The sequence below is a fragment of the Agrobacterium sp. BT-220-3 genome, from assembly GCF_025910175.1.
Taxonomy (GTDB): Bacteria; Pseudomonadota; Alphaproteobacteria; order Rhizobiales; family Rhizobiaceae; genus Agrobacterium; species Agrobacterium oryzihabitans.
This window is the reverse complement of the sequence record NZ_JAPAIX010000046.1, coordinates 1-1198: the sequence shown is the minus strand read 5'-3', so window position 1 is coordinate 1198 and position 1198 is coordinate 1. Positions and strand designations below refer to the sequence as shown.

At 58.8% G+C, this 1198-nt stretch carries 1 protein-coding gene and 1 other annotated feature; the gene reads right to left on the bottom strand.

Annotation, left to right across the window (positions count from 1 at the left end):
- Window positions 1-1145 (bottom strand): IS3 family transposase gene (locus OK142_RS25205; RefSeq protein WP_498685723.1). Its coding sequence is split into 2 segments (ribosomal slippage), with 1146 coding nucleotides annotated over them: window positions 1-851 and window positions 851-1145; the frame shifts between segments, so codons are not numbered across the junction. This gene is flagged as partial in the annotation.
- Window positions 748-864 (bottom strand) — a sequence feature (AL1L pseudoknot). It overlaps the preceding gene by 117 nt.
- Window positions 1146-1198 lie beyond the last annotated feature (53 nt).

Here is a 1198-nt window from a genome sequence, read left to right as displayed (position 1 = left end):
AAGGCGACGGTTGTTGAACCAATCTACCCATTCCAGCGTGGCGAACTCCACGGCTTCGAAGTTTCGCCACGGTCCTCGCCGATGGATGACCTCGGCCTTGTAAAGACCATTGACCGTTTCAGCGAGAGCGTTGTCATAGGAATCTCCAACACTCCCGACCGACGGCTCGATGCCCGCTTCCGCCAACCGTTCGGAATAGCGAATGGACACATATTGCGATCCGCGGTCGGAATGGTGAATCAGTCCTCCACGGTGGACGGGCCGCCGATCATGAAGCGCCTGGTCGAGGGCATCGAGAACGAATCCCGCATGGGCAGTCCGGCTTGCTCGCCAACCGACGATGCGGCGAGCGAAGGCATCGATCACGAACGCGACGTAAACAAAGCCCTGCCAAGTGGCCACATACGTGAAATCAGAAAGCCAGAGCATGTTGGGCGCAGGCGCGAAAAAGTGCCGGTTCACCCGGTCGAGCGGACAAGGCGCGGCCTTGTCCGACACGGTGGTTTTGACGGGTTTGCCACGGATGATGCCCTGTAGTCCCATTGCCCTCATAAGCCGAGCAACAGTGCAGCGGGCGATGTCGTAGCCTTCTCGCTGCAACTGCCGCCAGACTTTACGCACGCCATAGACCTGGAAGTTCTCGTTGAACACCCGGCGTATCTCGATCTTCAAAACGATATCGCTGCGGGCTCGGACCGATAGGCGATCCACATCCAGACGCTTGGCAACGTTCTCGTAGTAGGTTGATGGGGCAATCGGCAAAAGCCTGCAGATCGGCTCGACCCCGAACACGCCACGGTGTTCGTCAATGAACGAGATCATCGTTTGAAGGGGCGGTCGAGCTCCGCCATCGCGAAATAAGCAGACGCCTTGCGCAAAATCTCGTTGGCCTGACGAAGCTCGCGGTTCTCCCGCTCAAGAGCCTTCATCTTCTCGGCCGCGTCGCTCGGCAAGCCTGCTCGTTTGCCGCTGTCGACCTCGGTCTTCTTCACCCATTCATGCAGCGTGGCTGGCGAGCAACCGATCTTGCCCGCAATAGATGAAACGGCAGCCCACCGCGACGGGTGGTCAGCCTCGTGATCAAGCACCATACGGATGGCGCGTTGGCGGACTTCAGGTGAAAACTTGTTCGTTGTCTTGCTCATATCGGCTCCACTCTCTCAGAAGTTGGAGCCTCCGGCAAACCCGGTGCGGTTCA